Genomic DNA, 26,994 nt, shown 5'->3' on the forward strand with positions numbered 1-26,994 from the left:
CTGGGGTCCTTTCGCATCTGGCATACAACGCCACAAGCCAGGGTTGGTTGACGGTTGCGCCGCCTTGTCCATCTCACCCGCTGAGACAGCTCCCCGGCCTAATCCCCTGACAACTCCGGGACCACGCCATGAACGCCTTGCCTGACCGCTATCAATCCGCCGACGAACTCGTGCTGCGCCAACCCGGCGACGGACGCACGCTGGCGCAGCGTTTGTCGAAGCGGTACGCGGCGCGGATCACCGGCGCCTTCGTGGTGCCCGGTCAGGAGGGATCGTTCGCGCCGTTGCCCGAGGCCTTGCCACCCGCACTGGCGCAAGCTCTGCGCACGCGTGGGATCGACCAGCTCTACAGCCACCAGGCCGAGGCATGGAAGGCCACGCAATCGGGTGCGCACGTGGCCATCGTCACGCCCACGGCCTCGGGCAAGTCGCTGTGTTACACGCTGCCGGTGATCAGCGCGGCGGTACAGGACAACGCCAAGGCGCTGTACCTGTTTCCGACCAAGGCGCTGGCGCAGGACCAGGTGGCCGAATTGCTGGAGTTGAACCAGGCCGGCGAGCTCGGCGTAAAGGCTTTCACTTTCGATGGCGATACGCCCGGCGATGCGCGGCAGGCGATCCGCCTGCATGGCGACATCGTGGTCAGCAATCCGGACATGCTGCACCAGGCGATCCTGCCGCATCACACCAAGTGGGCGCAGTTCTTCGAGAACCTGCGTTACGTGGTGATCGACGAGGTGCATACCTATCGCGGCGTGTTCGGCTCGCACGTGGCCAACGTGATCCGCCGGCTGAAGCGGGTGTGCGCGTTTTACGGCGTGACGCCGCAGTTCATCCTGTGCTCGGCGACCATCGGCAATCCGCAGGAACACGCCGAGGCGCTGATCGAGGATGCGGTCGCCGCGATCACCGAAAGCGGCGCGCCCACCGGCGACAAGCACGTGCTGCTGTGGAATCCGCCGGTGATCAATCCCGATCTTGGCCTGCGCGCTTCGGCGCGTTCGCAGACCAACCGCATCGCGCGGTTGGCGATCAAGTCGGGCATGAAGACGCTGGTGTTCGCGCAGTCGCGCAGCATGGTCGAAGTCCTGACCAAGTACCTCAAGGACGTGTTCGACCACGACCCACGCAAGCCACCGCGCATCCGCGCCTATCGCGGCGGCTACCTGCCGAAGGAGCGTCGCGCCGCTGAGCGTGCCATGCGCGCAGGCAGCATCGACGGCATCGTCAGCACGTCGGCGCTGGAACTTGGCGTGGACATCGGCAGCCTCGACGTGGTGGTGCTCAACGGCTACCCCGGCTCCGTCGCGGCAACCTGGCAACGCTTCGGCCGCGCCGGCCGTCGTCAACAATCCGCGCTGGGCGTGCTGGTGGCCAGCTCCGATCCGCTCGATCAATACCTGGTGCGCCATCCGGAATTCTTCCAGGGCGCCCCGCCCGAACATGCGCGCATCCAGCCCGACCAGCCGCTGATCCTGCTCGACCACATCCGCTGCGCCGCGTTCGAGCTACCGTTCGTTGGCGACGAGATGTTCGGTACCGAGGTCGCCACGCCGTGGCTGGACCTGCTGGGCGAGGAAGGCGTGCTGCATCGTGAAGGCGATCGCTGGGAATGGATCGCCGACAGCTACCCGGCCATCGCGGTGTCGCTGCGCTCGGTGGCGGATGGCAACTTCGTGGTGGTCGATCGCACCGACGGCCGCCAGACCATCATCGCCGAGGTCGACTATGCCGCCGCCGCCGTCACCCTGTACGAAGGCGCCATCCACATGATCCAGTCCACGCCCTACCAGGTCGAACGGCTGGACTGGGAAGGCCGCAAGGCCTATGTCACGCGCACCCAGGTCGACTACTACACCGACGCCATCGACTACACCAGGCTCAAGGTGCTCGACTGCTTCGAAAGCGCGACCGGCGGTTGCGGCCAGGCACATCACGGCGAAGTGCACGTGGTGCGCCGCGTGCCCGGCTACAAGAAGATCCGCTTTTATTCGCACGAGAACATCGGCTACGGCCCGGTCAACCTGCCCGACCAGGAGCTGCACACCACCGCGGTGTGGTGGCAGCTGCCGCAGGCCGTGCTGGATGCCGCGTTTGAACAACGCCAACAGGCGCTCGACGGTTTCCTTGGCGCGGCGTACGCGCTGCACATCGTCGCCACCGTGGCGGTGATGGCCGAAGCGCGCGACCTGCAGAAATCCGTCGGCAGCGGCGACGGCGCGTGGTTTGTCAGCACCGATATCAGCGGCCGCGGGCAGCTGCGCGGCAGCGACGGCCAGCCGACCGCGCTGGCGCCGGATGCGCCATTCACTCCCACGGTGTATCTCTACGATGCTTTCCCCGGTGGCATCGGCCAGAGCGAGCCGCTGTTCCAGCGCCGCGAAGATCTCATCGCCCAGTCCATCACCCTGATCGAACGCTGCGACTGCCGCGCCGGCTGTCCCGCCTGCGTCGGCCCGGTGTTGGCTGCGGACGAAGATGCGGCCACCACGCCGAAGGCTCTGGCGTTGCGCGTGCTGGCCCTGCTGGTGGCGCTGTGAGCGCGCTCGCCGAGCGGATGCGAAAGCTGCGTGCAGAGGCTGGCCAGGTTTCCGCTGCTGCGCCGAAGGCCGCGACCAAAGCGACATCTCGGGCGCCTTCCGCGTCGTCGCAACATCTGCGCTCCATCAACGGTGCAGGCGTCACGGCGATCTCCCCCGAGCTGCGCCGCCTGCTGCAACGTCACGCCCGACTGAAGCGTGATCCAGCCACGCTCTCGTCCGGTGATCGCGAGGTACCCGGTATCGAGATCGCGCCTGGCCTGCGCTACACGGAGGTGTTCACCGACTGGCTCGATCCCCCGGCGATCATCGACGCCGGCTTCGCCCGGATGGAGCCGGTTCACCACGATCGCCTGCTGCACTTCGATACCGAAACCACCGGCCTGGCCGGTGGCACCGGCACGCGCGCCTTCATGATCGGCGCCGCCGACTGGATCGACGGCCGCTTCCGCATCCGCCAGCTGACCATCACCACGATGGCGGCGGAAACCGCCATGCTGCGCACCTTTGCCGAATGGATGGACGAAGACACCGTGATCGTCAGCTACAACGGCAAGTGTTACGACGCGCCGCTGCTGGCCACCCGCTATCGCCTCGCCCGCCTGCCCAACCCGCTGGCCGGTCTCGGTCATCTGGACCTGCTGCATGCGGTGCGCCGCCACTGGAAACACCAGTGGGAGAACTGCCGTCTCGCCACCGCCGAACGGCAGTTGCTGGGCGTGGTGCGCGAGGACGACCTGCCGGGATCGGAAGCGCCGGCGGCGTGGCTCACCTATCTGCGCGGCGGCTCGGCGGTCAATCTGCGGCGTGTAGCGCAGCACAATGCGCAGGACCTGAAGAGCCTGGCCGGCGTGTTGGTGCACATGGCAGGCATGGGCGTGTCAGGGCAGTGATCAGCTGTCGCTATCGGTGCGCTGCGGTTGTTGCGGATAGTGTGTTGCGGCAAGCCGAGGTACCACCGGTGGCATCAAGCATCACATCCGCCAACATGCTTTCGCTCATGGGCGTCCACACTCCCCCGCTGCGCGTCCACGCATGGCTTGTGCCCGCAGACCGGGCCTGCGCCAGTAATACGCCGTAGCCGGATCCGGATGCCGTGGACGTCACCAGCACGGCAATCTTTTCGCCTTGGCGAACGTTCGCGCCAACGCAAAGACCGACCTGGCTCGGGGACCAGCTGACCTCGGCTGGCGGTACGGTGCGCGAGGCGATCACGGCGCCCGGTTGGCCGTTCGCTTCGACGCGAGCCACGCTGAGCTGCAATGGCCCATCGACGTTGGCTTGCCGGAAGGCGGCGACCATGACCTTGTCGAGTCGACCATCGTGGGACATCGCCACCACTTGCGCGCGCTGGTGTTCGTCGTGGATGTCGGGCGCCGAAGCGGTCGCGGACAGCGGTCGATCGCGATCTGCGTTGTGGTTGTTCGCGTTACCGCCGTGCACGCCGACGATGGCAAGTTCGAACGTGTCGGCACACGTGAGCGGCTGGATGCGGCCGGCGGCGTCGAAGCGCAGCGGCTCCCAGTAATGCGTGGCCAGTGCCTCGTTGACATCGCCGTGATGCCAGCGATCGGACTGGTAGAGGAACACCGGGCCGTCGCGTCCGGGCAGCACGTTGACGGCAGCCGGTTGGCCACCGCAGGAATCCTTGCTGATCGGGAACCCGCGATGCAGGCCGCCCTTCCCCGTATCGGATTGGCCGATCCACGGACCCAGCGGCGACGCCGCGTGCATGTAGGACGTGCCGGTGGCGCAGTAGCCGCAATTGGGATCGGAAAAGGCGAGGTAGTACGTATCACCACGGCGAAACAGCGACGGCGCCTCGGTCGCCTTGAGGCCCAGCCGCACGTAGTGTCCGGTGCCACTGAGGTAGTTGGCGTCGAGCTGCTCCACCACGATGTCGCCCTTGCGCCGCCAGTCGGTGAAGGCGAGATACGCGGTGCCGTCGCGGTCGACAAAGATGTCGTGATCGCCATGATTCAGACCCGCGGGCTGGCTGGTGTTGATCGCCAGTTTGGGTAGCGCTGCTTCGACGAAAGGTCCGGTGGGTTGGGCCGCGGTAAATACGTGGTAGCCCACCGGGACTTCGTAAGTGTTGATCCACAGCACGTAGCGGCGAGTGCTGGCGTTGTAGATCACGTGCGGGCGAAAGCAGCCGTAGGTGGCGCCGTCGCAGCGTTTCTGCCATGCCGGTGTGCCGGTATCGAACAACGGGCCATCGTTGCGCCAGTGCATCAGGTCCGTGGAGGAGTACACGCGGAAATCGCAGAACGGCGCGCTCTTGTCGTTCCAGCGGAAGCCGCAGCCGTAGCTGGTGCCGTACAGGTAGTAGCGATCGCCGAAATGCCGGATCTCGCCATCGTGGGCGTCGATGGCGTTGCCTTGATCATTCAGCCGGAACGTACCCGGCGGGCCGTTGTGCACCTGCACGTCGATGGCGGGCGCGCGGGTGGATGGGGTTTCTGCCATCGCAGGCCATGCGGCCAATGTCATGGCAATGAACCCGATGATGGCAGCGCATCGCCTCAACCGGTCATGTCGCGATATCGGTCCGGGAGTTGCCTTCGCCATGGTGATTCTCCGCTGGATGCCGGCGTGGTGTCGCTGCCGGCGGTGTCCACAGTGTCAATCTAAAGGCTACCAGCCTCGCCGAGATCGCCCATGGATGCACGCCTCAGCGCTTCGCCGGCGCCGTGTCGAGTGGCCATGGCGCGGCACGCCAGCAGGCATGATAGAAGTCCAGGATGTCCTTGCCGGCGGGATAGAGCACGAAGGTGTAACCGTACCGGAAAGCGCTGGTCCTGCCAGCGACCCACAGACCGATGGTGCGCGCGGAAAGCAGATGCACCAGCTCGGTCGGCGGATAGGGCCGGGTTATCACCACCGCGCCGTTGGCGGCGCTGGCTCCGTCGCTTTGTCGAGTCAGCACTTCCTTCCCGTCGACTTCAACGTACGACCGTCTGGCGTTCGCCACGATCTGGTTTGCGCGTGTTGCGCCGACCATATCGTAGGCGGCAAGCGTCACGCTTCCCGGCTTGCATTGCAGGACGAGTCGATGGCTGCCATAGCGATCGTCCTGAACGAGTTCCAGGGAAGGCATCGGCGGCAGCAGCCAGATTTTCGTCTTGAGCGGGAGTCGGCCGTTGTTGGCCAGTCCGGAGGAGATCATCCGGTCGGCGGTAAGCCACAGCGGCGCATCGCCCGGCGACGCCGGCGCGGGGCCCAGCCGGGCAAGATCGATACCCATGGTCTTCAGATACGCATTCGCCTCGCCAGCACCGGCCTGGGCTGCGGGATAGACCAGACCGATGCGGTCGCTGCCCGTGGGGGCAAACCGATAGAGGCCGCCGAAGTAGGCATAGGCACAAGCGCCCGTGCAGACAGCCGACTTCTTGCCTCGATATCCGGCGTGGCCTTTGTGTCGCGGCGTGCCCAGATGGGTGGTCATGGTGCCGGTACGGAACAGCCGCCCCAGGGCCATGCCGGCACCCGGGCTGCCTTGCGACGCATTCAGATAGATGTCGGACCCCGGCGGGATCTTGCCCGAGCGCACCAGCGCCTCGAACCGCTGCGGCGCGTCGGCGTCGATCACGCCGTACAGATAGATTTGCGGCGCCCGGGCGACGGTAACCGTCAGGCGGTCGTCGTTGACCTGGATGACCATGCGTGACGGCATGGTGTCGTCGACCGGGTGCGTCGGTGTGCCATGGACGCGGCCCCCACCCATGGCAACGAAGCCGATAGCCAGCGCAAGACCGTACCGCGTGCCGCGGACAAGCCATCGGTTCCTGCCTTCGGGGTTTTCGAGTTTGCCGAATCGCACCACGTTTCCCGAAGTTCAAACCGACGAGTGTCGCGGCCCATGGATGTCCTGCATGTGAACAATGTGCCGCTGTTTTTTCGATGACGTGCCGGTTTCCGGCGACGAAGCAGGAAAAAGTCGCCGGAAAACCCGGGGCATCGGGTATGCAAGCTGCAGCGGCACGGCGCATGTTCCGTCAGTAGTCGCGTCCCTTCTTTTCCCGCTGCAACCGTTGTGCCGTGCGGTTCAATAGTCCGTAGTGACGATCCTGCTCACGGCGTTCCCGGGTCGTGCGCACGGCGTTGGCAGCTTCGCGCTGCAGCTTTCGATAATTGACGAGTCGCCGTCCATCGAGTTGCCCACCGGCGATGGCGGACTCGACCGCGCAGCCGCGATCGCCATCGTGACGGCAGTCGTGGAAGCGGCACTGTGCGGCGAGCGTCTCGATGTCGTCGAACACGGCGCCCATGCCGGCTTCGATCGCACCTACACGCAACTCGCGCATGCCCGGCGTGTCGATGACCCACGCACCACCCGGCAACACAAACATCTCGCGCGCGGTGGTGGTGTGGCGGCCCCTGGCATCATCCTCGCGGATGCCGCCGGTCGCCTGTGTGGAGTCACCGACCAGCGTGTTGGCCAGCGTCGACTTGCCGACACCGGACGAGCCGACGAACGCCACCGTCTGCCCATCGGCCAGCCACGGCGCCAGCAGGCCGCTGGCGGTGGCCGAGGTCGCGTCGATCGCCATGAAGCCGATGGTGGGCGCGATCGATCGCACGGCATCGAGATACGCCCCGACATCCGCGCAAAGGTCGGCCTTGGTCAACACGATGACGGGTTCGACACCAGCCTCGAATGCCACGGCGAGATAGCGCTCCAGTCGCGACAGGTTGAAATCGTCGTTGCACGAGGTGACGACGAACAAGGTGTCGAGGTTGGCCGCGATCGCCTGCATGCGGTGTTCCGATCCCGCAGCGATGCGTACGATCAGTGAATACCGTTCGAGCACGCGCAGCACGCGAGGTGCATCCATTTCAATCAATAGCCAGTCGCCCACCGTGACCGCGGGTTCGACGCCCGTCGCTGATCCGTGGAGCAAGCTGACCGTCGAGGCGCCGCGCGCGGACAGCACGGATAACCCGCTGCGATGCACGCCGACGACACGAGCCGGGTAGCCCGCTTCGAAATCCTGCAACGTGAGATGGTGTGAATAGCCCGGACGCCAGCCGAGCTGGTGGAGCGTGAAATACTTGATGGACATGCGTGGAACCCCGAGACGATGGCAGACGCAACGACCGCCCTCACGGGAGGTCGCACGGAAACGCCGGGGTCAACGCGGAAACGAAAGACGGATGTGCCGATAGCCGGCCATCCGGGGCGCGAATATCAGCGCAGCGCCAACCCGGCGGAAATCGTGGCTGGAACATTCATGGCACTCGACCTCGCTCAGTGTGGGTGACGGGACGTGCAGGGTAATGTCTGTGCCTGCCGGTGCGCAATACCGACATGACCAAAATGTGTCGGACGCCAAGGGTGGCTAGCTTCAGTCCGACTTCGGCTTTCCGGCAATCAGCACCCATGCACTGATCGCGCTGAGCAGGGCCAGCGCCGCCGAAAGCAGCATCACCCAGCGGAAACCCGCGACGAACGACATGCCCACGGCGTGCTTCACCGCCGATGCCAGCGAAGACGACGTCCCGTCGGGAATGACGATGCCGGCGAGTTTCTGGTGCTGTGCCGTCACGGCGGCGAGCAGATCGTCGGGCGCATGAGTGGCGGCAAGTGCCGCACCCAGTTGCCGGTCGAAGACCCAGGTCAGCACGAGGCCGAAGACCGCGATGGCAAGCAGCGCCGCCGCGCGCGACACGGCATTGTTCACCCCGGACGCGGTGCCGGCCCGTTCGGGACCGACCGAATTCATCACCGTGGTGGTCAATGGCGCCACCGTGATGGTCATGCCCAGGCCGAGGACGCAGATACCCGGGAAGAAGCCGGTCCAGTAACTGTTGCCGATCGATGGAACGGCCAGCCATGCGAAGCCCGCGGACGCCACGACCGGCCCGATCACCAGCGGCAGCTTCGAACCGAACACGTCCACCAGCGTGCCCGCCCAGCGCGACAGCAGAAACATGATCGCGATGAACGGCAGCAGCGCCGCGCCGGCGGCAGTGGCGCCATAGCCCTGCACCTGGATCAGGTCCAGCGGCAGGAAGAACAGGCTGCCGCCCAGCGCCGCATACAGCAGCAAGGTCAACAGGTTGGCGCCAGCGAAATTGCGTTCGCGAAACAGCGACAGCGGCAGCATCGGCGCACGACTGCGCCATTCGACCAGCACGAAAGCGGCGAGCGCGATCACGCCCACGCTGCCGGACAGGTACACCGGCGCCGCCATCCAGCCTCGCGCCGGCGCTTCGATCAGCGCATAGACCACGCCAGCCAGTCCGATCGTGGCGAGGCTGGCGCCGGCGAGATCGATCGGACTGCGTATCGCGTTCCCACCGCTTTCCGGCACCCGCATCACGCAGATCAGCAACAGCACGAGACCGATCGGCACGTTCACCAGAAACGCCCAGGTCCACGAATAGTGTTCGACCAGAAAGCCGCCGATGACCGGACCCACCGCCGCCGTGATACCGCTGAAGGCCGACCACGTGCCGATCGCCTTGCCGCGTTCTGCCGTCGGAAACGTGGCGCTGATCAAGGCCAGGCTACCGGGTACCAGCAAGGCCGCACCGATGCCCTGTACAGCGCGCGCTGCTATGAGTTGCCCGATCGTGGCAGACAGCGCGCAGCCAACCGACGACAGCAGGAACAGCGCCGCGCCGATCACGAAGATGCGCCGCCGCCCGAAACGGTCACCGAGCACGCCGCCGACCAGCAGCAGCGCGGCGAGGAACAACGCATACGACTCCATGATCCACTGCGCATCGGCGGTAGTGGCATTGAAATCCCGCTGGATCGCCGGCAACGCCACGTTGACCACCGTACCGTCGATAAAGGCCAGGCTAGAGCCGAGGATGGCCGCGACCAGCGTCCAGCGACGGCGCGCGGCGCCGTCCGATACTGTCGGCGCGCCGTGCAGGATGGCGCAGTCATCACAGGGAGGTTTTCCGAACAGGCTCATGCTCGTGCGCCGGTTGCCGAGGTCGGGCAAGCTTACTCGTGCGGCTGCAGGCGCTGTCGCAAGCCGTCAATTCCGCTAGGTGCGACAGTCGGAAGCCGTAAAGACCGGTTTTTAGCGAAAGGCGGACAAAACGGGCAAAATACGCGGTTGACGATGCCGCGCGTCCCCTCGCTGGCTGCTGCACCACGCTCCACCCTACCCGACTGCGGATGACACTCTTGACGATGATGACGGCCACCACGCCACCGGATGACACCGACGATGCCCTGCTCGCGCGCCTGCGCGCCGCGGCGGAGCTGCTGGAATCGGTCGCGGCCGACCGGCAACTGCTGGACGCTCTGCCCGCGGACGATCGCCAGCGCCTGCACCAGGCCGTGGCGCAGATGTATCACCCCGATCCGGTCGCCCGGCGTATCAAGCTGAAGGCGGCCGAGAAGGCACGGCATGCGTCGAAGGTGCAGGCCGAGGACACCGTGCTGAACCAGACCGGCATCCGCGCCTTGCGCCGCAAGCCGGTGTTCACCACGGCGAATGTGTTCGCCCCCGAGGGATTCCTGCCGCACGACATCGCGCCGGAAGCCGATGCCGCGCAGCCGCGCGAGTCGGTCGAACCGAAGCATTGCTACGTGTGCAAGCAGAAGTATTCGGCCATCCATTTCTTCTACGACCAACTGTGCCCGCAGTGCGCTGCATTCAACTTCGCCAAGCGCACCGAGACAGCCGATCTGCGCGGACGCGTGGCACTACTTACCGGCGGCCGCGTGAAGATCGGTTACCAGGCCGGCCTGAAACTGCTGCGCGCCGGTGCGGAGCTGATCGTGACTACGCGCTTTCCGCGCGACTCGGCGGCACGTTACGCGGAGGAACCCGATTTCGCCGAATGGGGCCATCGACTGCAGGTGTACGGCCTGGACCTGCGCCATACACCGAGCGTCGAGGCATTCTGCCAGGAGCTGGTGGCGACGCGGCCGCGACTGGACTTCATCATCAACAACGCCTGCCAGACCGTGCGTCGTCCACCGGATTTCTACGCGCACATGATGGAAGGCGAAACCGCCGCGCTGCACGACATGCCAGAGCACGTGCGCCACCTGGTCGGCCATTACGAAGGCTTGCGCGGCTCGAACATCCTGCCCGAAGCCGGCGTGTCGTCGGGCCTGCTTGCCGGCCGTGAAGCCAACCTGCCCGGCCTGACCCGTGCCGCCGAACTGTCGCAACTGCCGTTGCTGCCGGAGGAGCTGCTGGCGCAAAGCCACCTGTTTCCCGAAGGCCGGCTCGACCAGGATCTGCAGCAGATCGACCTGCGCCAGCGCAATTCATGGCGGTTGCTGATGGCCGAAGTGCCGTCCGTCGAATTGCTGGAAGTGCAGCTGGTCAACGCGATCGCGCCGTTCATCATCAACGCGCGGCTGAAGCCGCTGATGCTGCGCACATCCGAACGCGACAAGCACATCGTCAACGTGTCGGCGATGGAAGGCCAGTTCTATCGCAGCTTCAAGACCACCCGCCATCCGCACACCAACATGGCCAAGGCCGCGCTGAACATGATGACGCGCACCTCGGCGACCGACTACCACAACGACGGCATCCACATGAACAGCGTGGACACCGGCTGGGTCACCGACGAGGATCCCGCCGAGCTAGCCGCGAAGAAAATGCTGGAGGAACGCTTCCACCCACCGCTGGACATCGTCGACGGCGCCGCGCGCATCGTCGACCCGATCATCCACGGTATCCGCACCGGCGAGCACGTGTGGGGGCAGTTCCTGAAGGATTACCGGCCCACCGACTGGTGATGCCCCACCATTTTCCGTAGGAACCCGCTTGCGGGCGATGCCCTGCTCCGAATGCCCGGAGCAAGCAGCGGCCGCTGCACCGTTGACGGCGGCGGCGCAAATTTCACTCCATCTTTCGTGCTTGCGGTGTCCATTGGGGTCCGGGTTCAGCGGAGCAACGTGATGCACACTCGCCTCAACTTGTGGATTCCTCTCATCGGCAGCGCGCTGGCGCTAGGCGGCTGCGGGAGGTCAGCGAAGCTGACCGTGCCTGACGGGATGGGGCCCCATCCGCAATTGCCGGCACCGGAAAAGAGCCTGCTGCCCACGGTGCACACGGCGAAAGCCGTGGGCTGGCCGGTCGCGGGCAAGCCGATGGCCGCACCGGGCCTCGATGTGACGGCGTATGCCGTTGGGCTCGATCACCCGCGCTGGCTGTATGCGTTGCCGAATGGCGACGTGCTGGTAGCCGAGACCAACGCACCGCCGAAGCCGGACGACAGCAAGGGCATCAAGGGCTGGATAGCCGGAAAGATCATGGCCGGCGCCGGCGCCCAGGTGCCCAGCGCGAACCGCATCACCTTGCTGCGCGACGCGGATGGCGATGGCATCGCGGAGACTCGCACCGTGTTCCTCAAAGGGCTCCATTCGCCGTTCGGCATGAGCCTGGTCGGCAACACGCTGTATGTCGCCGACAGCGATGCGCTCCTGAGCTTTCCGTACCGCACGGGTGAAACCTCGATCGACGCGGCCGGTACCAAGCTGATCGACCTGCCCGCCGGCACGATCAATCACCACTGGACCAAGAACGTCATCGCCAGCCCGGACGGCAGCAAGCTGTATGTCACGGTGGGCTCGAACAGCAACGCCGGCGAGAACGGTCTGGCGGTGGAGAAGGATCGCGCGCGGATCCTGGAGGTGGACATCGCCACCGGACGCTCGCGCCCATTCGCCACCGGCCTGCGCAATCCGAACGGCATGGGCTGGCAGCCGCAAAGCGGCGCGCTGTGGACGGCGGTAAACGAACGCGATGAACTCGGCAGCGACCTGGTGCCCGACTACATGACCTCGGTGACCGACGGTGGTTTCTACGGTTGGCCCTACAGCTACTACGGCCAGCATGTGGACGATCGCGTAAAGCCGCAGGATCCGGCGCTGGTCGCCACCGCACGGGTTCCCGATTACGCGCTCGGTCCGCACACCGCATCGCTGGGACTCACGTTCTACAGCGGGTCACTGTTACCGGCGCACTACATCAATGGGGCCTTCATCGGCCAGCATGGTTCGTGGAACCGCAAACCGCGCAGCGGTTACAAGGTGATCTTCGTACCGTTCGCCAACGGCCAGCCGGCCGGTCCGGCCGAGGATGTGCTGACCGGCTTTCTCGACGGCAACGGCCACGCCCGTGGCCGTCCGGTCGGCGTCGCGGTGGATTCGAAAGGCGCCCTGCTGGTGGCCGATGACGTCGGCAATGTCGTCTGGCGCGTCACGCCTGCCAATGCACGGAAACAGCCCTGAAGCCGTCCTGCGTGCGGCGTGCGCAATCCGGCGACAGTCCGTTTCCCGCGTGGCGGTTTCAAGTCACTGCATGCAACCTTATGTTGTGCGCCAGTTGGCCAGAACAGCATCAGGAGAACGACCATGATTGAACGTAGACCTTTCGATAGCCTTGGCGGCGCCGATCACGGCTGGCTCAAGGCCAAGCATCATTTCTCGTTTGCCAGCTACAACGATTCCAGCCGCATGGGCTGGGGCGCGTTGCGCGTGTGGAATGACGACACCATTGCCTCGCAGTCGGGCTTTCCGCCCCATCCGCATGCGGACATGGAGATCATCACCTACGTGCGCGAAGGCGCGATCAGCCACAAGGACAGCCTGGGCAACGAGGGCCGTACCGAAGCGGGCGACGTGCAGGTGATGAGCGCTGGCAGCGGCATCACGCACGCCGAATACAACGTGGAGTCGGTCAGCACGCGCATCTTCCAGATCTGGATCATTCCCGACGAAAGCGGCAAGCCGCCATCGTGGGGCGCACGGCCGTTTCCCAAGGGCGAGCGTTCGGGCCGGTTCGTGGCGCTGGCCAGCGGCTTCAAGGAGGATACCGAAGCGTTGCCGCTGCGCACCGATGCACGCGTGCTCGGTGCCACGCTGAAGGCTGGCGACACCGCCGAATACGCGCTGGACAAAGGCCGTTACGCGTACCTGGTGCCGTCGACCGGGGCGGTGGAGATCAACGGTATCCGCATTGACGAGCGCGACGGCGCGGCGATCCGCGACGAGGCGGTGTTGCGGATCACCGCGGTCGAGGATGCCGAGCTGGTACTGGTCGACACGGCAGCCTAAACGGCGGCCTGGCCAAACGACGGCGGCCGATCCGCCGGGGCCGCGCCGAACGCCTTGTTCGGCGCGCTGCCCATCTGGAAAACCAGCGTGCCGCCAGCGGCAAGTTCCGCGTGGCTGATCCAGCTGCGGCTCCACGGTTTGCCGTTCCAGCTCACCGACTGGATATAGGGCTTGCCCGGCCCGTTGCCCGGCGCCAAGACGGTCAGCTTGCGCTGGCCGGCCAGCGCGATCTCCGCGCGATCGATCAGCGGACTGCCGAAGACGTAGTTCGCGCTGACCGGATCGACCGCGTACAGGCCCAGCGAACTGAGCACATACCACGCGCTGACCTGGCCGCAGTCCTCATTGCCGGCCAGGCCATCGGGCTGCGCCTCGTACATATTTTCCAGCAGCATGCGCACACGCGCCTGCGTCTTGTGGTGCGCGCCGGTGTACGCGTAGAGGTAGGCCACGTGATGGCTGGGCTCGTTGCCATGCGCGTATTGGCCGACCAGACCGGCAATGTCTGGCGGCGCATCGGCCGGCAGTGCCGAGCTGGTGTTGAACAACGCATCGAGCTTGCGCTCGAATGCCTGTTCGCCACCGAACAGCTTCATGTATTCGTACAGGTCATGCTGGTTGAGGAAGGTGGCCTGCCAGGCGTTCGATTCGGTGAAGTCGCGCCATTTCGCCGAATGCCCCATGCCACGCGGATCGAACGGTTCCAGCCACGGGCCGGTGCTGGCGCGCGGGCGCACGAAGCCGAGCTTGCGGTCGAATACGTTCTTGTAGTTGCGCGAACGGTGACGCAGGCGGGTGGCATCGGCATGTGCGCCGGCGGCATCGGCCAGGTGTGCGACGGCCCAGTCGTCGTAGGCGTATTCGAGCGTCTTGCTGACCGCTTCGCCTTCCTTGTCGCTGGGGATGTAACCGAGTTTCCGGTAGAACGGCAGGCCGCGGTAATCGTCATCCATCGCACGTTTGCGGAACAGCGGCCACGCGCGTGCGTAGTCGATGCCGGTGAAGCCTTTCGCGTGTGCCTCGGCGATCACCACGGCGGAGTGATAGCCGATCATGCAACCGGTCTCCACGCCCTGCAGTGGCCATACCGGTGGACCTTCCGGGCTTTCTCCGGACATTCGCACCAGGCCGTTGACCAGGTCCGGTACGCGATCCGGCTGGTACAGGGTGAGCAAGGGATGCTGTGCGCGGTAGGTATCCCACAACGAGTAGGTGCTGTAGTTGTTCGCCCCCGGCGGCAGCTGGTGCATAGCCTGGTCCATGCCGCGGCAACGGCCATCAACATCGCTGAACAGGGTCGGCGCCATCATCGTGTGGTAAAGCGAGGTGTAGAAGATGCGGCGGGTGTCTTCCGACGGAGTGTCGATGCGGATCCGGCCGAGCTCGCGTTCCCAGGTGGCTGCGGCGGCCGTGCGGATTTCGTCGAAGTTCCAGCCCGGCGCCTCCTGGTCGAGGTTGCGCAGTGCGCCTTCGACATCGACGCCGGAAAGGCCTACCTTGACCAGCAGCGGCGTGCTGGCAATGTCATCGATGTGCAGCGCGGCTTTCAGGTGCATGCCGTGCGCTTCGCGGGTGCCGCCGGGTTGCGCGGCATCTTCCACGTACAGGGTGGCGCGGGTGACGGGCCGCGACAATTTCATCGCGAAGTAGATGCGTCGGCCACCGGCCCATTGATGGACACGGCGATGACCGATCAGGGTGTCGTTGCCGATCAGCTTCAGACGGGCATCGCTGACCTTGCAGGGCACCGCAATGCCATCGTGGAAGCCGTGCGCCAGATCGATCAACAGGTGGCCGCTGCCCTTGCCTTCGAAGGTGTAGCGATGCAGTCCGGCACGCAGCGTCGAGGTGAGCTCGGCGAGGATGTCGTGATCCTTCAGATGCACGCGGTAGTAGCCCGGTTGCGCCTGCTCTCCGTCGTAGCGTGAACGGTAGCCCGTCCCGGGCCGGGCCACGGCATCGGCGGAAAGTTGCGACGCACCGCCCACGGCACCGTCGTGGTGGGAGCGATAGTTCTGGTCCGGCAATCCGCGCGCACCGGGCTGCAGCAATACGTCTCCCTGCGCTGGCATCACCAGCACATCGAGCATGTCGCTGGCACCGGTGCCGCTGAGATGCGTGTGCGAAAAACCCATGATCGAGCCGTCGCCCTGGTGATAACCCGAACTGGCATCCCAACCGACGTCGTTGGTGTCCGGACTGAGCTGCACCATGCCAAACGGCAGCGTGGCACCGGGATAGACATGGCCGTGACCGCCAGTACCGATGAAAAGATCGACATACCGGCTGACACCGTCAGATGCCGGCGACGGCGACCTGCCATAACGGGGCGCGGCGAACGCCGCCAGCGGTTCGAGCCGGCTGCCCAGCAGGGTGAATGCGGCTGCGCCTTGCAGGAAACGTCTGCGTGTCACCATGGTGCGTTCTCCGATACGTAGGAAGTTCTGCTCACGCGCGCCGCAGCAGTTCCGGACGCTGCGTGGCCAGTTGCACGATGAGTTCGCCAAACAGGGCGTTGGCCCAGGCGAACCACGGGCGGGTGAAGTGTGTCGGATCATCCTGATCGAAAGCTTCGTGCATGAAGCCGGTGCCGGAATGGGTGGTTTTAAGCCAGTGCAGGCACTGACGGATGTCGCTGCTGTCGTTGCTGGTCAGCGCACGCATGATGATCGACATCGGCCAGATCATGCGCAAGCCTTCGTGTGGCCCACCGATGCCCTGCGCCGCGCGGCCACGGAAGAAATATGGGTTGCGCGGGCTCCAGGCCAGCGTGCGGCTGCGTTGGTAGCGTGCATCGTCGCTGCGGCAACAGCCCAGGTAGGCCAGGCTCGACAGCCCCGGCGCATTGGCGTCGTCGATGAACAGCTGGTTGCCGTAGCCGTCCACTTCGTAGGCCCAGAATTCGTGGCCGTCTTCATCATGCATCACGCCGTACTTCTGCAGCGCCTGCTCCACTTCGTCGGCCAGCGCCGTGCATTCGGCGGCAAATGCGCGGTCGCCGTGCACCGCGATGGAGAGTTGCGCCAGCTGGCGCAGCGAGCTCACCGCAAACAGGTTGCTGGGAATGAACAGCGGATACATGCAGGCGTCATCGGACGGCCGGAACATCGAGTGGATGAGACCCACCGGCCGGGCCGGCCGACCGTAGCCACTCAGTGGCAAGGTGTCGGTCGGGATGGCCGAGCTGCGCTGAAAATGATACGGACCGGGGCCGTGCTTGCGCTGCTGCTCGCGGAACGTTGCCAGCACCTTGTGCATCGCGGCGCGCCAGTCGTCGTCGAAGGGCTGGCGGTCACCGGTGGCCTGCCAGTACGCGTGCGCCAACCGGATCGGGTAGCACAGCGAATCGATCTCCCATTTGCGTTCGGCCACACCGGGATGCATGTCGGTGAGATCGTGCTGGGCCCACGTCAGCGTCGTCTTCGCCCGCGGATCGGGCATGAATGCGTTGGCGTATGGATCGATCGAGATGCATAGTGCATGGCGCTGGATCAGTCCGTGAAACAACCGGCGCAGCCCCGCGTCCTGCTTCGCCAGCGCGACGTACGGCCAGACCTGGGCGGAGGAGTCGCGCAACCACATCGCATCGATGTCACCGGTGACGATGAAGGTATCCGGCTTGCCGCGCAGCGTGCCCATCTGCACCGTGGTGTCGAGCGTGTTCGGAAAGCAGTTCTCGAACAGCCAGGCCAGTTCGGGATCGCCGATCTTCGCCCGGGTCCGGGCCATCAGATCCTCGACTGCCGGACTGACGAACTTGCGTTTGTCCACCGGCGGGCGATGGCTGGGATAGCGCGGTGCGGCTTGCACCAGCGGGATGCCACCGAGCATGGCGCCGCCGGCAGCGCCGGCCATCAACTTCAACAGGGAACGGCGAGATGTATTCATGGTTCGATGAAGGCCCTCGAATGATCCGCCTGCCGGTCATTCCCGCGAAAGCGGAAATCCAGGTTACGGTTCCGCAAGCCTTACATGAATTCCTGCTTTCGCGGGATTAACGCAAGCGGGTTTCCTTTGGGATTCACCGCAGCCTGCGTCGTTGACCACGCGTTGGCCTGCCGTGGCATCGACCAGCGATCGTACCTGCAACGCCGCTTGCAACGATGCGAGATCGGCCGTGCCGGTGACATGCAGCGCGATGCTTTCACCGGGCAACAGATCAAACGCATTGTCGGAGACCTCGGCATCCAGGTCGCCGAAATCGATCCAGACGGCGCGCGCCAGATGTTTCGCACGCAGGTTCAACACCACGCCATGACCGCTGTCGCGGAGCTCCGTTTGCAACTCCGGGTTCGGCAACTGCAAGGTCGACGCGCGATCGAAATACAGCAGATGTCGCGACACCGCCCTGCCCTGCATCATCAGCTCGAATACCGCAAAACTGCGATGCGGGTCCGCCCCCTGCAACAAGGCCACGTCCGTCAGTTCGGTCACCGCCGTGCTGGACAAGGCCGGCAGGTGAACCGCATCGAGACGTTCGTGAAGAAGCTTGCCGTCCATCGTCATCACCCGTGTGCGCAATTGCGCGTCCAGTGGCGTCGTGCGATCGGAGATCGCGAACACGGTGGTGCGGCCATCCTTGCGGATCGGTGCCACCCGCAGTGGCGCATAGAAACGGCGAGCATGGAACTGCAGCGCCTTCCAGCGCCCGAAGTAGTCGATGCTGGACCATGACGCGCCCGGCCAAACATCGTTGAGCTGCCAGTAAAGCGAGCCCATGCTTTGCGGTCGGGCGCTGCGCAAATGCTCGGCCGCCAGCTCGATGCCTTCGGCCTGCATTACCTGGCTGAGATAGACGAAGGAGCCGAAATCCTTCGGCTCGCCGTAGTACTTGCGGATGTAGAACAGCAGGCGCCGGTTGCCGTTGCCGCTGTCGAACTTCTGGTGCGCGCGCATCACCGGCGAATCGGGCGAGCGATCGGCTGGCGTGGTGAACGTGCGGATCGTCGCCAGCGCCGGCAGCGACTGCAGGCCGTATTCGGACTGGAAGCGCGGCGTGGTCTTCAGGTAGTCCTCGATCGGCGCCGATCCGGACCAGACATCCCATACGTGCATGTCGCCATCGCCGGGCACGTTGGCAGGGCCCTCGAAATCGGTGCTGGGCGAACTGGCCCAGTACGGTACGTCGGGCGCGTAATGCTGCACCACGTCGCGCAGGGTCTTGCCGAACAGGGTGTGCATGCCCTGCTCGACGCGTGCACGTTCGGCCGGGCCGATGGCCTGCGCAAACTTCTTCCGGTCCGGCCAGGACTCCCAACCGGTCTGCACTTCGTTGTTGCCGCACCACAACACGATGCTCGGGTGGTCGCGCAGGCGCATGACCTGCTCGCGCGCCTCGACGCGCGTGTTCTCGCGGAACGCGTCGTCGTACGGCGGGATCGCGCCGCCGAACATGAAGTCCTGCCAGATCATCAGGCCGAGCTTGTCGGCCATCGCGTAGAACGCATCGCTCTGGTAATAGCCACCGCCCCAGATGCGCAGCATGTTCATGTTGGCGTCGCGCGCGGACTGCAGGATGTGCCACATGCGCGCATCGGTGACTTTTTCGGGAAAGCTGTCGAACGGGATCAGGTTGGCACCCTTGGCGAAGATGGGTACACCATTGACCACGAACGCGAAGCCGCGACCCCAGCGGTCATGTTGTCTGCGCAGTTCCACGCTGCGTAGACCGGTGTCTCGATCGCTGCTGGCGACCACCTTGCCAGCGACGGTTACGTCGGCATGGAAGTGATAGAGGTTTGCCGCGCCATAACCCGCCGGCCACCAGCGTTGTGGTTGCCTGATCCGGATCGGCAGCACGACGTGATTCTCGCCGGCGGCCAGTTCCACCTCTTGCGCGGCATCGTGGCGACTTCCATCGGGCGCCGTCCAGGTCACCCGCAAGGCGACCTTGCCAGCCTGGTCGGCCTGGATGTCGAACTGGGCCTGCAACTGCGCCACCTGTGCGTCGACGTGTTGTTGCGCGATGTGGAAATCCGCCAGTCGCAGGTCGTTCCAGCTTTCGAGACGCACTGGCTGCCAGATGCCCTCGGTGACGTAGCGCGGCCCCCAGTCCCAACCGTATTGATAGTTGGCCTTGCGCACGTAATTGGACGTCTGCTTGCCTTTCGGTTCATCGCCAAAGGCCGAATCGAACTCGCCCGGCAACGCGTATGGCTGCTTCGCCAGCCACGGTCGCAAGCGGGCGATCGGCGAATGCAGGGTGACCTGGAGCAGATTGTCGCCGACATGCAGCCGGTTCTTTACCGGCACGCGCCAGCGCCGGAACATGTTGTCCGCGGCAAGCAGCTTCTGGCCGTTGAGCGATACGTCGGCGAAGGTATCCACGCCATCGAAGACCAGCTCGACATGGCTACGCCGCAACGTCGGCTCGTCTATCGCCAGCGACAACTGGTACTGCCAGTCGGCCAGGCCGATCCATTGCAGCGTGGTTTCATTGTCCCGGTAGAACGGGTCGCCGATCAGGCCCGCCCTGTGCAAATCGGTCTGCACGCTGCCCGGTACCTGGGCGGTGCGCCAGCCCGTGGCATCCGGATGGGCCTTCGCCGCCGTCGAACCAGGAGCAAGGCGGAACTGCCAGCCGGTATCGAGTGTACGGGTGCTTGCAACGGCTGTACCGCTGCAAGTCCACAACAACATCAGCGCAGCGGCAAACATCCCGCACGTGAGGGTCATGGTTGTTGGCGAAACATCCCTGCCTTGTCGTACCCCGTGTTTCATCATGCGCGAAACGCCCGGCGTTGGATTATCCCTTGAGCAGACCCTTGTTCTGGAGGTCCCGCACGAAATTCAGCACCACGTCGGTGACGACCTGATGGAAGGCGTCGGCCGTGTCGTGGGTGTTGCGCCTGCGGGGTCATTGATCTCGCCGACGGTGGTATGAATCGCATGCTTGTAGACCGCCTGGTAGTCCGCGTCTGACGCATGACGATAGGTGACCGTGAATTCGTATTCGTCATCGATCATGGTACCCGCGCTACCGAGCGTGAAGCCCGCATGGAAACCGCGGTGATAGGCATCGTCCAGATTGCTGCTGTCGTCCACGACAACATGGATGACCGCGGCTGACGGATCTGCCTCGCTGGTTGGCGCGAACGCGCCGCTGCCGGCCAACGCCTGTTCCAGCTGATGCTGCAACTCGGTGTCGGCTGCGGGTGTGGGCTTGCCATTGGTCTGGAACTGAACGGCAACCTTGAGCGCAATCGGCGGCGTTAGTGGGTGCAGCTGCCGTGAGCTGGCCTGGTGATAGGCCGGATCCACATAGGCTTTGGTGGATATCGCGCAGGCCGACAGGGATGCCGTGGCCAGCAAGGCAAAGCCCATCTGCAGTAACGTCTTCATCAGTTTTCCCTTGGTGGATGCGGAAGACGACGGTGTGGCAACCGTTCAATGTTAAGCGGATTCGACCGCAAAATGCGGGGAACAGCGCACGCCTGCGACTGGCGCCGCCAGGCGGATAGCGCGAATTCAAGCGCAAGACCCGGAGTGTGGTGCGAATGGGTCATCGCTAGATTGGCTGCCACGAGATAGCCTTACGGAGCGAACCGCCATGAAAACGACCGAAAAAATCGCCGCACTTGCCGCCACCACCCTGAACGACCCGCGCTGGGTCGCCGTCCAGGCACACGATGCACGGGCCGACGGTACGTTCTTCTATTCGGTACGGACCACCGGCGTGTATTGCCGACCGTCCTGCGCCTCGCGCCCGGCCCGACCGGAGAACGTGGCGTTCCACCTCACCGCCGCCGCCGCCGAGCGCGCGGGCTTTCGCCCATGCAAGCGCTGCAAGCCCGACCAGCCTTCGCTGGCGGAGCAGCACGCCACCATGATCACGGAAGCCTGCCGTGTGATCGAACAGGCCGAGTTCGCGCCGACCCTGGAGCAGTTGGCCACACCGACCGGCCTGAGCCCGTTCCATTTCCATCGGATTTTCAAGGCAGTCACCGGGCTCACCCCGAAGCAGTACGCCCTGGCACACCGCGCCCAACGTGTGCGCAATGAACTGGGTCGGGGCAACAACACCGTGACCGGGGCCATTTTCGATGCCGGCTACAACTCCAACAGCCGTTTCTACGAAAACGCGAACCAGCTACTGGGCATGACGCCCACCAGCTACCGCGCAGGCGGCGTCGACAACGACATCCGTTTCGCGATCGGCGAGTGTTCGCTGGGGGCGATTCTGGTGGCCCAAAGCGGGCGCGGTGTCTGCGCGATCCTGATCGGCGACGATCCCGACCAGCTGGCCCGCGATCTGCAGGACCGTTTTCCCAGGGCCAACATGATCGGTGACGATCCTGCCTTCGAAAAGCTGGTGGCCAGGGTGGTGGGTTTTGTCGAAACCCCGGGTATTGGCCTCGACCTGCCGCTGGATGTACGTGGTACCGCCTTCCAGCAACGGGTGTGGCAAGCCTTGCGCGAGATCCCGGCCGGCGTGACGGCTAGCTACAGCGAGATCGCCCGTCGCATCGGCTCACCAAGTGCAGTGCGTGCGGTGGCCGGGGCTTGCGCGGCAAACATGCTGGCCGTGGCGATCCCGTGCCACCGCATCGTGCGCAACGATGGCGGACTATCCGGCTATCGCTGGGGCGTCGAACGCAAGCGCGCCTTGCTCGACCGCGAGGCGCAGGCATGAGTGCACTGGCCCATGAGGCGATCGATCGACTCGATTCGCGCCTGCAGGTTTTCGATTGGGCCACGGTGGCGGACGACCTGGACCTGCAGGGCTGCGCGATGCTCGAAGCATTGCTGTCGCCGGCGGAGTGCGGTGCACTGGCCGGCATGTACGCCAACGACCAACATTTTCGCAGTCGGGTGGTCATGGGCCGGCACGGATTCGGACGTGGCGAATACAAATATTTCAGCTATCCGCTGCCCGCCGTGGTGGCCGGGTTGCGCACGGCGATCTATCCACGGCTGGCGCCAGTCGCGAATCGCTGGAATGCGGCAATGGGTATGGAGGTGCGTTTTCCCGATACGCATGCCGATTTTCTCGGTCGTTGTCATGCCGCGGGTCAGTCGCGCCCTACTCCATTGCTGCTGCAATATGGCGCGGAGGACTACAACTGCCTGCATCAGGATCTGTACGGTGAGCACGTGTTTCCGCTGCAATTGGCGATCCTGTTGTCCGAACCGGGCCGCGATTTCAGCGGTGGTGAATTCGTATTGACCGAACAACGCCCGCGCATGCAATCGCGGCCACAGGTGGTGCCGCTGACCCAAGGTGACGCGGTGATATTCGCGGTGCACCAGCGTCCTGTACAAGGCACGCGCGGCGCATATCGGGTGAATCTGCGTCATGGCGTCAGCCGGATACGCGATGGCCATCGCCATACGCTCGGCATCATCTTTCATGACGCCGCATGATCACGGCTGACCTGTTTGCCGATGTACCTTGTCCCGTCCGTCGGGATGAGCCGTTGTGCGAAGGCGCGATGGTACTGCGCGGATTCGCGCTGGCGGATGGACTGGTGCTGCATGGGGCAATCAATGCCATCGTGGCGCGGGCACCGTTCCGCCACCTGGTTACGCCAGGCGGTTTGCGCATGTCGGTGGGCATGACCAATGCCGGTTCGCTGGGCTGGGTCAGCGACCGTCGCGGCTACCGCTACGATCCGATCGATCCGGACAGCAGCCAGCCGTGGCCGCCGATGCCCGATGTGTTCCTGCAACTGGCCGGCGCGGCCGCCACGCATGCCGGGTTTGACGGCTTCGTCCCGGACGCATGCCTGATCAACCGCTACGAACCGGGCACGCGGCTGACTCTGCATCAGGATCGGGACGAAGGTGATTTCGGACAACCGATCGTGTCGGTGTCGCTGGGCATTCCGGCGATGTTCCTGTTCGGTGGAATGAAGCGCAGCGACCGGGCGCTGCGCGTGCCCCTGGCACATGGCGATGTCGTGGTCTGGGGTGGCCCGGCGCGACTGCGTTACCACGGCGTGCTTCCATTGAAACCGGCCCACCATGATGCATTCGGTGCGCAACGCATCAACCTGACATTCCGCAAGGCTGGATGACCCTGGACACCGTGCCGATGAAGAGTCGAACGTCGCGATCCGTACCGCCCCTCGACGAGGGGTCGGCGTTCCTGGCCTCGCTGGATGCCGACTGGGCGCGACTGGTGGCGGAAACAGGTCCGTGTGGTCATCAGCCGAAACCTGCACGTGAACCGTTCGAGGCACTCGTGCGGGCGGTGGCTTACCAGCAATTGCATGTGCGCGCCGGCGATGCGATTACCGCGCGCCTGCTGGCCCTGCATCCGGATTCGTCGTTCCCCTCGCCACAGCAGCTGCTCGATACCGACGTCGCGGCCATGCGCAGCTGCGGATTTTCGGCGCGCAAGACCGAAACGATCCACGGCATAGCGGCCGCCACGCTGAGCGGCGTGATACCGGACCGCGCGGGCGCTCTCGCCTTGGAGGACGAAGCACTCATCGAACGTTTGAGCAGGTTGAAAGGGATCGGCCGCTGGACCGTCGAGATGTTCCTGATCTACACGATGGCGCGTGCCGACATCCTGCCCGCCGACGACTTCGGTGTGCGCGAAGGCTATCGCCTGCTGAAATCGCTCGACGTCGCACCCACGCCGAAGGCCATGGCATTGATCGGCCAGGACTGGAGCCCGCACCGCACGGCTGCCGCCTGGTACCTGTGGCGCGTGCCGCGACCGTCGAAGGCGAAATCGCGGTCATAACCCGCAGGGTCAACACGCACCTGGATTTCAGCAACCGCGCCTTTCCGACGGCTTGCGCTCGACCAAGGTGCAAGTGCCCGCGACCGACCGACTTGCTACCCTCGGAGGATCGATCGAGCAGAGGCAGGCCATGACTACCCACGGCATCCATACCATCGACACCGGCTTCGTGCGGCCGCAGTTCGACGCCGCCTACCTGGTTGTCGAGGACGGGCGCGGCGCCTTCATCGACTGCGGCACCAACTTTGCCGTGCCGCGCATGCTGGCGGCGCTGGATGAGGCCGGAATCGACGCGCCCGCGGTGGACTGGCTGATACTCACCCATGTACATCTGGATCATGCCGGTGGCGCGGGCAAGCTTGTCGCGCAATTGCCGAATGCGAAGCTGGTGGTGCACCCGCGAGGTGCGCGCCACATGATCGATCCTTCGGCGTTGTGGGCCGGCGCCAGCGCGGTCTACGGCGAAGCCGTGATGGAGCAGACGTACGGGCGGTTGCAACCGATTCCCGCCGAACGGGTGGTGGAGGCGCCAGATGGGCATGTGGTGGATCTGGCTGGACGGCCGCTGCTGTGCGTCGATACGCCCGGCCATGCGAAACACCACCTGACGGTTCACGATGCCCGCGCGAACGTGTGCTTCACCGGCGATGTATTCGGCCTGTCGTACCGTGATTTCGATACCGCCAACGGCCCATTCATCCTGCCGACCACCTCGCCGGTGCAGTTCGATCCCGAGGCCCTCCACGCTTCCATCAAGCGGCTGGTCGGATTGAAACCCGAGGCGATGTATCTCACTCATTATGGCCGCGTGGAAAACGTGGAGAAACTTGCTGTCGATCTGCACTTGCAGATCGACGCGATGGTTGCCCTTGCCCGTGCCGCTCACAGTCAACCCGATCGCCATGCCGTATTGATGGAATCGCTCACCGATCTTTATGCCACCCGCGCCGTGGCCCACGGCTGGAACCGGGGCCGCGATGCATTGCGCCAGTTGCTCGGCATGGACATCGAGTTGAATGCGCAGGGGTTGGAGGTATGGCTGGACCGTCAATAAACGGATGGCGATGGATTGGAAATGACTCAGGCCAGCCGCGTACCGTTTGGCACCGGTCGCTCGATCGCAGTCACCACCACGCCGGCCTCGGTCGGAAATCCGGTCAACAGAAACTGTGAACGGAACGGGCCGATCTGCTTTTCCGGAAAATTGATCACGCCCACGATCTGCCGCCCGACGAGATCGTCAGTGCCGTAGAGTGTCGCGATCTGTGCGCTGGTCTTGCGTTCGCCATACGGACCGAAATCGACCCAAACCTTCCACGCCGGTTTGCGCGCCTCGGGAAAGGGCTCGACACGTATCACCGTGCCGGCGACGATCACGACTTTCTCGAAATCGCCCCAGCTGATTTCACCGTGGTTCTCTTCGCTCATCCTTCCAACCTCGTTTTCAGCCAATCGCGACCCTGCTGCCAAGAATAGCTGGCCTGCGCCGCAAGGTAGCCGAACGGCCGGTGCGTGCTGCCCAGGCCATAGTCGGCAAACTGTTTCCAGCGATCATCGTTGTCCGCGATGGCGGAGGCGAGCAATTCACCGGCGGCGCACGTCGGCGCTAGGCCATGCCCGCCGAACGCCTGCGCCCACCACAGGCCGTTGCCGTCACTGCCGATCTGCGGCATCTGGTGACGTGCATAACTCATCAGGCCTGACCACGCGTAATCGATTTTCACGCCATGCAGTTGTGGGAATACACGCAGCATGTCCTTGGTCAGCAGTCGCTGCACGGCGTTGGGCGAACGATCGCGAATCGAGATGCGCCCGCCCCACAGCAGTCGCGTATCCGGCAACGCACGGTAGTAGTCGAAGGCAAAACGACTGTCGTAGATCGCCGCCCGCGTGTGCAGGCAGTCGTCCATGCGGGCACCCAGGGGTTCGGTCACCATCACATAGGTGGCGATCGGCAGGATCGCGCGGTCAATCGGCTTTTGCAGGCCGGCCAGGTAGCCGCCACAGGCCAGCACGACATGATCGACCAACAGTTCGCCCTGAGCAGTGCGCACGCGCCATTGCAGCCCTTCGCGGGCCAGGCTGCGGACACCACTGTGCTCATGGATGCGGACACCCTGCCCGGATGCCGCCGCGGCGAGGCCAATTGCGTAGTTGAGCGGGTGCAGGTGCAATGCATCGCGTTCGTACAGTCCGTCGTGATAGCGCTCGCTGCGGATGCGTTCGCGCAGTTCGGATTGCGGCACCCATTGCCACTGCACATCGTAGTGCTCGGCCAACAATTGCTGACGCTGGCGCAACACGGCGGGGTCGCGAAACCAGTTGGCCCAGATCACGCCCTCATCGACAACGTCGCAGGCGATTCCGTATCCGGCGACGCGCTGGCGGATGCGGTCCACGGCTTCAGTGGTGAGTTTGAATAATGCCTGCGCGCGTTGCCCGCCCCGTTGATCGAGCAACGACTGCTCACCCAGCGAATAGCCGGCGAACACGAAACCACCGTTGCGGCCCGATGCGCCAAAGCCGATCTGCTCGCGCTCCAGCAGCACCACGTCGCGCGCACCACGTTCGGCAAGCCCCAAAGCCGTATTCAGTCCAGCGAACCCGCCACCTATGACGGCGACGCGTGCGTGTGCCCTGCCCTGCAGCGGCGCGTAAGCGGTGTACGGGGTGGCCGTGGCGCGGTAATAGGATGCGGGCGGGGATGATTTCAT

Annotated in this window: 19 protein-coding genes and 1 pseudogene; 10 read left to right on the plus strand and 10 right to left on the minus strand. The window is 64.8% G+C overall.

Features of this window, described 5'->3' with window-relative positions; translation table 11 throughout:
- Positions 1-128 precede the first annotated feature (128 nt).
- Positions 129-2,540 (plus strand): DEAD/DEAH box helicase, encoded by a 2,412-nt coding sequence (locus ACPPVV_RS09150; RefSeq protein ID WP_426699598.1) that lies wholly within the window; start codon positions 129-131, stop codon positions 2,538-2,540.
- Entirely contained in the window at positions 2,537-3,433 is an 897-nt protein-coding gene (locus ACPPVV_RS09155; protein ID WP_426699599.1) for a ribonuclease H-like domain-containing protein, read from the plus strand. Before ACPPVV_RS09150 ends, ACPPVV_RS09155 begins: the two co-directional genes overlap by 4 nt.
- A 10-nt stretch (positions 3,434-3,443) precedes the next feature.
- Here ACPPVV_RS09155 and ACPPVV_RS09160 read toward each other — a convergent pair whose 3' ends face one another.
- From ACPPVV_RS09160 to ACPPVV_RS09175, 4 genes are all read right to left on the minus strand, one after another.
- Positions 3,444-5,009 carry a family 43 glycosylhydrolase gene (locus ACPPVV_RS09160; RefSeq protein WP_426699600.1) on the minus strand — a complete coding sequence of 522 codons (1,566 nt, stop codon included), beginning with the start codon at positions 5,007-5,009 and terminating at the stop codon, positions 3,444-3,446.
- Positions 5,010-5,214: 205 nt separating this feature from the next.
- Complete coding sequence (locus ACPPVV_RS09165; RefSeq protein WP_426699601.1) at positions 5,215-6,363, minus strand: hypothetical protein; 1,149 nt, start codon at positions 6,361-6,363, stop codon at positions 5,215-5,217.
- A 175-nt stretch (positions 6,364-6,538) separates the two neighbouring features.
- A complete protein-coding gene (gene rsgA / locus ACPPVV_RS09170; protein WP_426699602.1) occupies positions 6,539-7,606 on the minus strand; it encodes a ribosome small subunit-dependent GTPase A in 1,068 nt (355 codons plus the stop codon).
- A 282-nt stretch (positions 7,607-7,888) separates the two neighbouring features.
- Positions 7,889-9,469 (minus strand): MFS transporter, encoded by a 1,581-nt coding sequence (locus tag ACPPVV_RS09175; RefSeq protein WP_426699603.1) that lies wholly within the window; start codon positions 9,467-9,469, stop codon positions 7,889-7,891.
- Positions 9,470-9,696: 227 nt separating this feature from the next.
- Between ACPPVV_RS09175 and ACPPVV_RS09180 the strand changes: the two genes are divergently transcribed.
- The 3 genes from ACPPVV_RS09180 to ACPPVV_RS09190 all read left to right on the plus strand — a co-directional run bounded on the left by ACPPVV_RS09180 (position 9,697) and on the right by ACPPVV_RS09190 (position 13,587).
- Positions 9,697-11,265, plus strand: coding sequence for an SDR family NAD(P)-dependent oxidoreductase (locus ACPPVV_RS09180; RefSeq protein WP_426703205.1), 1,569 nt, complete (start codon positions 9,697-9,699; stop codon positions 11,263-11,265).
- A gap of 162 nt (positions 11,266-11,427) precedes the next feature.
- Positions 11,428-12,762 carry a PQQ-dependent sugar dehydrogenase gene (locus tag ACPPVV_RS09185; protein ID WP_426699604.1) on the plus strand — a complete coding sequence of 445 codons (1,335 nt, stop codon included), beginning with the start codon at positions 11,428-11,430 and terminating at the stop codon, positions 12,760-12,762.
- A gap of 123 nt (positions 12,763-12,885) precedes the next feature.
- Positions 12,886-13,587, plus strand: coding sequence for a pirin family protein (locus tag ACPPVV_RS09190; protein WP_426699605.1), 702 nt, complete (start codon positions 12,886-12,888; stop codon positions 13,585-13,587).
- Here ACPPVV_RS09190 and ACPPVV_RS09195 read toward each other — a convergent pair.
- The 4 genes and pseudogenes from ACPPVV_RS09195 to ACPPVV_RS09210 form a co-directional block, all read right to left on the minus strand.
- Positions 13,584-16,004, minus strand: a complete 2,421-nt coding sequence (locus ACPPVV_RS09195; RefSeq protein WP_426699606.1) for a GH92 family glycosyl hydrolase — start codon at positions 16,002-16,004, stop codon at positions 13,584-13,586. The two genes, ACPPVV_RS09190 and ACPPVV_RS09195, sit on opposite strands and share 4 nt — an antisense overlap.
- A gap of 31 nt (positions 16,005-16,035) precedes the next feature.
- Positions 16,036-17,475 carry a glycoside hydrolase family 125 protein gene (locus tag ACPPVV_RS09200; protein ID WP_426699607.1) on the minus strand — a complete coding sequence of 480 codons (1,440 nt, stop codon included), beginning with the start codon at positions 17,473-17,475 and terminating at the stop codon, positions 16,036-16,038.
- A gap of 165 nt (positions 17,476-17,640) precedes the next feature.
- Positions 17,641-20,262 (minus strand): annotated as a pseudogene (locus tag ACPPVV_RS09205) (beta-mannosidase); the annotation flags it as partial.
- A 114-nt stretch (positions 20,263-20,376) separates the two neighbouring features.
- Positions 20,377-20,928 carry a hypothetical protein gene (locus ACPPVV_RS09210; RefSeq protein WP_426699608.1) on the minus strand — a complete coding sequence of 184 codons (552 nt, stop codon included), beginning with the start codon at positions 20,926-20,928 and terminating at the stop codon, positions 20,377-20,379.
- 208 nt (positions 20,929-21,136) lie between these two features.
- On the opposite strand from ACPPVV_RS09210, the gene ada reads away from it, so the two are divergent.
- From ada to ACPPVV_RS09235, 5 genes are all read left to right on the plus strand, one after another.
- On the plus strand, positions 21,137-22,219 hold the full coding sequence (ada, locus tag ACPPVV_RS09215; protein ID WP_426699609.1) for a bifunctional DNA-binding transcriptional regulator/O6-methylguanine-DNA methyltransferase Ada: 1,083 nt from the start codon (positions 21,137-21,139) through the stop codon (positions 22,217-22,219).
- Positions 22,216-22,950: a 2OG-Fe(II) oxygenase gene (locus tag ACPPVV_RS09220; protein WP_426699610.1), complete on the plus strand. Its 735-nt coding sequence runs from the start codon at positions 22,216-22,218 to the stop codon at positions 22,948-22,950. Before ada ends, ACPPVV_RS09220 begins: the two co-directional genes overlap by 4 nt.
- The gene (gene alkB / locus ACPPVV_RS09225) at positions 22,947-23,603 is read left to right on the plus strand and encodes a DNA oxidative demethylase AlkB (RefSeq protein ID WP_426699611.1); all 657 of its coding nucleotides are present in this window, start codon (positions 22,947-22,949) and stop codon (positions 23,601-23,603) included. The genes ACPPVV_RS09220 and alkB overlap by 4 nt, the downstream gene beginning before the upstream one ends.
- Entirely contained in the window at positions 23,600-24,280 is a 681-nt protein-coding gene (locus tag ACPPVV_RS09230; protein WP_426699612.1) for a DNA-3-methyladenine glycosylase family protein, read from the plus strand. The genes alkB and ACPPVV_RS09230 overlap by 4 nt, the downstream gene beginning before the upstream one ends.
- Before the next feature lie 130 nt (positions 24,281-24,410).
- The gene (locus tag ACPPVV_RS09235; protein ID WP_426699613.1) at positions 24,411-25,334 is read left to right on the plus strand and encodes an MBL fold metallo-hydrolase; all 924 of its coding nucleotides are present in this window, start codon (positions 24,411-24,413) and stop codon (positions 25,332-25,334) included.
- A gap of 26 nt (positions 25,335-25,360) precedes the next feature.
- Here the strand turns inward: ACPPVV_RS09235 and ACPPVV_RS09240 are convergent, their stop codons facing one another.
- A complete protein-coding gene (locus ACPPVV_RS09240) occupies positions 25,361-25,708 on the minus strand; it encodes a tRNA-binding protein (RefSeq protein ID WP_426699614.1) in 348 nt (115 codons plus the stop codon).
- Complete coding sequence (locus ACPPVV_RS09245; RefSeq protein ID WP_426699615.1) at positions 25,705-26,994, minus strand: NAD(P)/FAD-dependent oxidoreductase; 1,290 nt, start codon at positions 26,992-26,994, stop codon at positions 25,705-25,707. The genes ACPPVV_RS09240 and ACPPVV_RS09245 overlap by 4 nt, the downstream gene beginning before the upstream one ends.

The organism is Rhodanobacter sp. Col0626 (genome assembly GCF_049994385.1).
GTDB lineage: Bacteria > Pseudomonadota > Gammaproteobacteria > Xanthomonadales > Rhodanobacteraceae > Rhodanobacter.